At 70.1% G+C, this 7,134-nt stretch carries 4 protein-coding genes; all 4 read right to left on the reverse strand.

Going from position 1 to position 7,134, the window contains the following annotated elements; translation table 11 throughout:
• Positions 1 to 75: 75 nt before the first annotated feature.
• On the reverse strand, positions 76 to 1,266 hold the full coding sequence (locus D7V77_RS22255) for a lytic polysaccharide monooxygenase (RefSeq protein WP_120578300.1): 1,191 nt from the start codon (positions 1,264 to 1,266) through the stop codon (positions 76 to 78).
• 62 nt (positions 1,267 to 1,328) lie between these two features.
• Positions 1,329 to 2,756 carry a DUF1552 domain-containing protein gene (locus tag D7V77_RS22260; RefSeq protein ID WP_120578301.1) on the reverse strand — a complete coding sequence of 476 codons (1,428 nt, stop codon included), beginning with the start codon at positions 2,754 to 2,756 and terminating at the stop codon, positions 1,329 to 1,331.
• Positions 2,753 to 4,399: a DUF1592 domain-containing protein gene (locus D7V77_RS22265; protein WP_233597154.1), complete on the reverse strand. Its 1,647-nt coding sequence runs from the start codon at positions 4,397 to 4,399 to the stop codon at positions 2,753 to 2,755. The genes D7V77_RS22260 and D7V77_RS22265 overlap by 4 nt, the downstream gene beginning before the upstream one ends.
• Before the next feature lie 182 nt (positions 4,400 to 4,581).
• Positions 4,582 to 6,918: an ATP-dependent helicase gene (locus D7V77_RS22270; protein ID WP_120578302.1), complete on the reverse strand. Its 2,337-nt coding sequence runs from the start codon at positions 6,916 to 6,918 to the stop codon at positions 4,582 to 4,584.
• Positions 6,919 to 7,134: the final 216 nt, after the last annotated feature.

Genomic DNA, 7,134 nt, shown 5'->3' on the forward strand with positions numbered 1-7,134 from the left:
ATGCCAGGGAACGGCCACGGGAAACACACGGGGTTACATCGAATTCACGGATGATCCTGAGTGACTCCGCCTGACCTAGTTGGCGCGCTCCCACGCGTCCTGCCAGGCGATGCCGGTGCCCGGCGCGTAGTACGACGCCACGCCCTTGCACCAGCCGGAGTACGGGAAGGGCTTGCAGCGGTAGATGAGCCCGTCCGTGCCCTCCACTCGCGTGCCCGCCACGTAGCTGTCGATGCCCGCCGGGTACTTGTACTGCGCGGATCCGCCGGTGCCGCCATCCGTGCCACCGTCGTTGCCTCCACCGGTGGAGGGCTTCTCGATGTCCACCTGGAACGAGTAGCCCGTCTCCTTCGCGTACACGCGGTTGCCCAGCGCGTCCTGCACCGGCGTCACGCCGCCAGTCGTCTGGAGCACGCCCACCTGCACGCGGCTGGAGCCCGCGTTCACCTGCTGCGCCAGCCGGTACATCCACGTGGCCGCGGGCGTGGCCGCGTCGAGCGTCAGCGGATACGACTCGGCGTCGCGTCCCGCGCTGTCGAAGAGGCGGAACGTCACCTTGCTCGACTTGGGCAGGTCCTCGCGCGCCTGCACCTGGCCCAACTCCTTCCACGACACCGGCGGGGGCGGCGTGTTGCTGAACTTCACGTCCGTGCAGGCGTAGAAGGCCTCCGGGCTGTCCGCGCGCTGCCAGATGGCGTAGATGACGTGCGAGCCCGTCCGGCTCGCCGGGAACGGGCAGTTGAGCCGGTAGCGGTTGTTCACCGCGGACACGTTGGTGACGTTGCAGAACGGCGTCGACTCCAGGTCCGACCACTTCAGCGGCAGCGCCGGGTTGTAGCCCTCCTTCGTCACGAAGAGCTGGAAGTAGCCCGTGGCGTGCACCGCGGTGGCGTGGAAGACGAACTCGAAGCGGCCGCCGCTGTCCGGGGTGATGAGCGTGGACGGCCAGTCCGCACGCGCCAGGTCCAATCCCTTGTGACTCTCGTTGGCGGCGCTGCACAGCTTGCCGTCGGGGATGATTTCGCGGTGACGCCCGTTGGCGGCGCCCTGCCGGACGCCGTTCCAGTCATAGAGCGCCTGCGTCCCACCGGTCTGCACGGCGGCCTTGCACGCGGCGGACCTGGGACTCTCCGGCCCTTCCTTGAAACATCCATAGACGCGGCTCAGCGGTACTTCCATGGAGCCGTGCGCCGCCGCCGGACCGGCGGACAGCAGGGAGACGAAAGCGAGCGATGCGGTGAAGGCCTTGCGGATTGCTGGGGACATCCCTTCCTCCTCTGTTCGAAAACAAAGGAGGAAAGGCGGAGGCGAATCGGGTCAACGGCCGCTCAAGCCAGCAGCTCCGTCAGCAGGCCCTTGGGCAGCGTGGAGTCGCCGAAGTCGTCCAGCGGCCCGCCAGCCGCGTTCTTCAGGCCCACCGCGGCGCCCAGGGTGTTGAGCATCTTGTTGAGGTTGGGGCTGCTGTTGCCGCCGGCCGCCGTCACCGCCACACCCTGCTTGAGGTAGCCGTTGCAGCTGCCCGCCAGGATGAACGGGATGTGGCGCGCCGAGTGCGCCGGCCCGTTGCCCAGGTCGTTGAACCAGACGGACACGCCCTGGTCGACCAGCTTCTTGCCGTTCGGCAGGGCGTACGCCGCCAGCTGGTCCAACAGGTAGTTGAAGGTCTGGGCGAACTGCGCGTCCACGCGCGAGTGCAGCACGTCCGACCCGGCGATGATGCCACCCGACGCGTCGTGCGACGCGCGGCGATGGGAGATGTAGTGGAAGTTCTCCATCAACTGCCCCGTCGTGGGGTCGCGGTAGCGCGTGGCGCTGTCGTTGCCGTTGCCCACCTGGATGGCCACCGAGCGCGTGGTGCCGCACGCCACCGCCAGCACCGCGATGTCCATGTGCAGCCGCACCGTGGCCAGCACCTCGTCGCCGTCCGTGCTGTTGTAGCCGGGAGCCTGCTGCTGGAGCCGCAGCTCCTCGTCCGCGCGGGCGCGGCAGCTGAGCGCCACCTCCAGGTCGCGCACGTTGGACAGGTGCAGGTCCAGGCGCTGCTTGTCCGTGCTGCTCAACTCCGGCCGCGACTGGAGCGCCTTCAGCTGGCCCGACACCAGGTCGTTGAGGCTCTTCTGGCGCACCAGCATCTGCTCGCGCGCCTCCGGCGAGAGGCCTCCAGGGCCACCCACCATGGTCTGGTAGGCCACCCACGGGTCATGCAGCGCGGCCCGGCGTGAAGCGCTGCCCCGGTGGGAGATGCAGGGGCCACCCAGCCACCCGCCGGCCTGCCCCGCGTAGAGGTAGAGCGAGTCGCGCTTCTGCGGGTTCAGCTCGCGGCCGATGCGGTGGTCCAGCGACTCGCCGGACGCCTCGGAGTCGCCACCCACGCCCTCCACGGCGGGGCCTCGCGCGGTGAGGCACTGCAGCGCCCCGCGGGCGTGGCCGTCCCCGTAGTTGTAGTCCTTCATGTTGACGTTGCGCACGACCAGCAGGCGCGCGCGGTGGTCCGCCAGCTCCACCAGCGACTTGCCCGCGAGCGTCGTGGTGGAGAGGTTGCCCAGCGGCTCCGGCCAGAAGCGCTCCGGCTCGTTGCCCAGCTCGGAGGTGCTCTGCGCGGCGGCCACGCCATCCGCCTGGCGCAGGAAGATGGCGAAGGGCAGCGCGTCCGCCTCCGCCGCCTGGGCCTTGCGGGGCAACAGCCCCTCCAGCACCGGCAGCCCCAGCATGACGCCACCCAGGCCCTGCAACACGCGTCGTCGGCTCAGTTTCACGGCAGCTCCTCCGGGTGGCGAGTCACGAAGCCCACGCCCGTCACGACCTCGACGACCAGGTCCACGATGGGCAGCTGACCGGACTGCGACAGCTTGCCCAGCCGCGCCACCAGCGCATCGTCCTCCGCCACCGCGGGGCGTCCGCTCAGGAACTCCACCCAGTGGCGCGCGTAGCATTCATGCACCGCCTGCGTGGCCGCGAGCGCGTCCGCCAGGTCCAGCGCATCCTTCACCGACACCTTCTGTCCGCCGATGCCCGGCGTCGACGAGGCGTCCACCGGGAGCCCGTTGTCCGTCGTGCGGTAGCCGCCCACGGCGTCGAAGTTCTCGAAGGGGAAGCCCAGCGGGTTGATCAGCGTCGCGTGGCAGGACGCGCACACCGTGCCGGGCGCCTCCGTGTGCGACGTCACCACCTCACGGTTGGTGCGGCCGTTGGGCGCGGGCAGCGCGGGGATGTTGGCCGGCGGCGCGCCAATCTTCTGGCACAGCAGGTGCTCCGACAGGAACACGCCGCGGTGGATGGGGTCCGGGTCGATGGACGTCGCATGCGACGCGAGGAAGCCCACCTGCGTGAGCACCCCCCGGCGCTGCGCCCCGTCCAGCGTCACCGGCACGAAGTCCGCGGTGAACGTCCCGGTGAGGCCGTAGATGCGCGCCAGCTCGGCGTTGACGAAGGTGTCGCGCGACGTGAGCAGGTCCGCGAAGCGCCCCTTGCGCCCGAAGACGACGTCCTCGACGAAGAGCGTGTTCTCCTTCGCCGCGGACTCCGCCAGCTTCGTGGTGACGTTGGGGAAGCGCGTCGCGTTGGGCCGGATGCTCGCGTAGCGGGGCACGTCGAAGACGGCCTGGTGGTAGGCGTCCACCACGCCGCGCGCCCGGGCGTCCGTAATCATCCGGCGCGCTTCGGAGGCCACGCCCTCGCGCTTCGCCAGCATGCCCTCGCGAGCGGCGGCGAACAGCGCGTCGTCCGGCATGGAGTTCCAGAGCGCGTAGCTCAAGCGGGACGCCACCTCGAACGCGTCCAGCGGCACCTTGCCGGCCGTCGCCTGCGTGCTGCGCTCCACGCGGTAGAGGAACAGGGGCGACTGGAGGAAGCCCTCCAGCACCAGCCGCAGACCGCCCTGGAACGCGGCCATCGTCGGGTACGCCTGAGGGCCCTGGCGGTACAGCTTCAGGTACGTCTCCACCTCGTCCGCGGTCAGCGGGCGGCGCAGGGCGCGCAGGCCGAAGGACTCCACGAACGCCTTCGCGCGAGCCTCGTCCGTGGTGCTCCCCGCCGGCAGCAGCTTGCCCAGCTTCGTCGCGTCCGTGGCCACCTGCCCGGCCAGGTCCGCCGCCGCGCGCTGGTAGGCACCCCACAGCGCCTCGTCCACCGACAGCGCGCGGGCGTCGTTGTCGAAGAGGAAGCCGCTCTGGGACGGATCCGCGCGGAACGACTGCGCCAGCGCCGTGGGCGCCGCGTCCAGCTTGAGCAGGTCCTTCACGCTGCTCACCCACTGCGCATGCGTCAGCCGAGCGACGCGCACGGTGCGCGCCGCCTGCTCCACGCCAGCAGGGGGAGGCTTGTTCGTCCCGTCAGGGCCAGGATTGCGCGGATTCGCCGCGTCAGAAATCTGGCCTTCGCAGGCAGTCAGGAAACTCAAGGAGCCCGCGAGCAGCGCGGAAGTCCACCGTCGTTGACGTAGCGCCATGGGGGGAAGCGCCTCCGTTCGTTGGAGGTCATCCCACTGGGGAAGCGTCAGGAAGTCAATCCGTACACCGGCCGACCGGGCCCGGTGTCACATGAATACTGGAAACCGCTGTGGACACCGGATCCGCCCGGCGCTCAGCCAGGGATGAGGAAGCGCGCGATGACGCGCTTGAGGCCCACGGTGCCGCCGAACTCCACGGTGACCTTGGCGTTGGGGCCGGACCCTTCCGCGGCGACGATTCGCCCGGAGCCGAACTGTTCATGGCGCACGCGCATGCCGCGCACGTCTCCGCCCACGCCGTCCATGTCGGACGACGCCTGTGAATAGCTGCGGTCCACGCGCGGGCCCGTCTCATCGTCGTCCCAGTTGCGGCGGCGCTGCGGCATGGCGGCGGCGCGCGGCGGGGGCGGCAGGTCGTTCTCCTTGAAGCCGAACAACGCCTGCGGCACGTCCGCGAGGAAGCGGCTGGGCGGGTTGTACTTGAGCTCACCGAAGAGGGAGCGGCACTGCGCCAGGCTCACGAAGAGCCGCTTGCGAGCGCGGGTGAAGCCCACGTAGCAAAGCCGTCGCTCCTCGGCCATCTCCTCGCCGCCGTCCGGGTCGTCGCTCTTGAGCGCGCGCGAGTGCGGGAAGACGCCCTCCTCCATGCCGGTGAGGAACACGGCGTCGAACTCCAGGCCCTTGGCCGCGTGCAGCGTCATCAGCGCCACGCGGCCCTCGCTCACCTCCGCGTCCGCCTCCCCCACCAGGCTGATCTGCTCCAGGAAGGATTGCAGGGGCGGGATGTCCGCGGTGAGCGGCGCGGAGTCCACGCCCTCCGGAGCCTCCTCCTCGCGCGCCTCGAGCGCGGCGGCGGAGGCCACCATGTCGGACGCGCGCTTCAGGTCGAACTCCTGCGCCGCGCCCAGCAGTTCCTTCAGGTTCTCCGCCCGGGTGAGCGCCTCGTCGCTGCCTTCCGCGACCAGCGTCTCCACCAGCTTCGACTCCTTCAGCATCTGGTCCACCGCGCCCGCCGCGTCCTTCGCCGTGAGGGAGAAGGCGTGCAGCGACTGGAGCAGCTGGTGGAAGCCGCCCAGCCGCTTCTGCGCGGTGGCGTTGAGGGAAGGGATGCGGTGGCGCTCGCCCAGGGCCTCGTAGAGGCTCAGGCCCTGCTCGTTCGCGAAGTCGGTCAGCCGCTCCTCGGTGGTGTCACCGATGCCGCGCGCCGGCACGTTGAGCACGCGCAACAGGTCCGCGTCCGAGCGCGGGTTCACCATCAGCCGCAGGTACGCGGACGCGTCACGCACCTCCGCGCGGTCGTAGAAGCTGCGCCCGCTCACCAGCTGGTACGGCACGCGCCCCAGCCGCAGCGCCTCTTCCAGCACGCGGCTCTGCGCGTTGGTCCGGTAGAACACGGCCATGCTGGAGAACTTGATGAAGCCCTCGCGCTGGACGGCCAGGATGCGCCGGGCCACCTCCTGCGCCTCCGCGCGCTCGTCGCGGTGCAGCAGCAGCTCCAGGTTCTCCCCCTTGGGCCGCTCGCTCCAGAGCTTCTTCTGCATGCGGCGCGGGTTCTTGGAGATGACCTCGTGCGCGGCGGTGAGGATGTTCTGGTCGGAGCGGTAGTTCTGCTCCAGCTTCACCACCTTCGCGCCCGGGTACTGCATGGGGAACTGGAGGATGTTGTCCACGTCCGCGCCGCGCCAGCGGTAGATGGACTGGTCGTCGTCGCCCACCACCACCAGGTTCGCGGACGGAGGCGGGGCCAGCTGCCGCAGGAACGCGTACTGCACGGGGTTGGTGTCCTGGAACTCGTCCACCAGCACGTGCGTGAAGCGCGTGCGGTAGCGCTCCAGCACGTCCGGCCGGTCGCGGAAGAGCTTCACGAGCAGGAGCAGCAGGTCCCCGAAGTCCACCGCGTTCGCCGCGCGCAAGAGCTTCTGGTAGCCCGCGTACACGCGCTTGACGATCTGCCCGCGCACGTCCTCCTGCTCCACGCGCATGTCCTCCGGCAGCCGCGCGGCGTTCTTCTCCTGGTCGATGCGGTGCAGGATTTCGCGCGGCTGCATCACCGGCTCCACGCCCGCGTCGCGCATGGCGCGCTTCACCAGGCTGAGCTGGTCGCCGTCGTCGTAGATGACGAAGGACCGCGTGAGGCCCGCGGCCTCCGCTTCGCGGCGCAGGATCATGGCCGCGGAAGAGTGGAACGTGCTCACCACCAGGTCGTTGGCCTGCGAGCCCAACAGCTGGGTGAGGCGATCGCGCATCTCGCGCGCGGCCTTGTTGGTGAAGGTGACGGCCAGGATGCGCCACGGGAAGACGCGGTGGACCTTCACCAGGTGGGCCACACGGCGGGTGATGACGCGCGTCTTGCCGCTGCCGGCGCCCGACAGCACGAGCAGGGGGCCGTCGCCGTGGAGCACGGCTTCCGCCTGGGGCGGGTTGAGGTCTTCGAGGAGGGCGGTTTCGTGGGCGTTCACGGAGGGTTCCACCAGGGGGAAGAACCCCGTCTTCTAACGTCTTTCGCGCGCGGGTGCCGGGTCTTCCGGTAAGCCCTGCCGCCCGCCGGGCCGTCCGCTCTCGGGACGGGCAGGAGCGTGGGATATAAAAGGGCCCACCTCCCATGTCCGACACCCCGTCCCGCCCGTCCCAGGCCCAGCTCGACCGCTTCGCGGAGCTGTTCACCCAGAGCCTCACCATGCGCCACT

It is taken from the genome of Corallococcus sp. CA041A (genome assembly GCF_003612075.1).
In the GTDB taxonomy this organism is placed as follows: Bacteria; Myxococcota; Myxococcia; order Myxococcales; family Myxococcaceae; genus Corallococcus; species Corallococcus exiguus.

Coding starts and splice junctions, on each gene's coding strand:
- D7V77_RS22255 (WP_120578300.1), bottom strand. CDS start 1,266: ATGTCCCCAGCAATCCGCAAGGCCTTCACCGCATCGCTCGCTTTCGTC.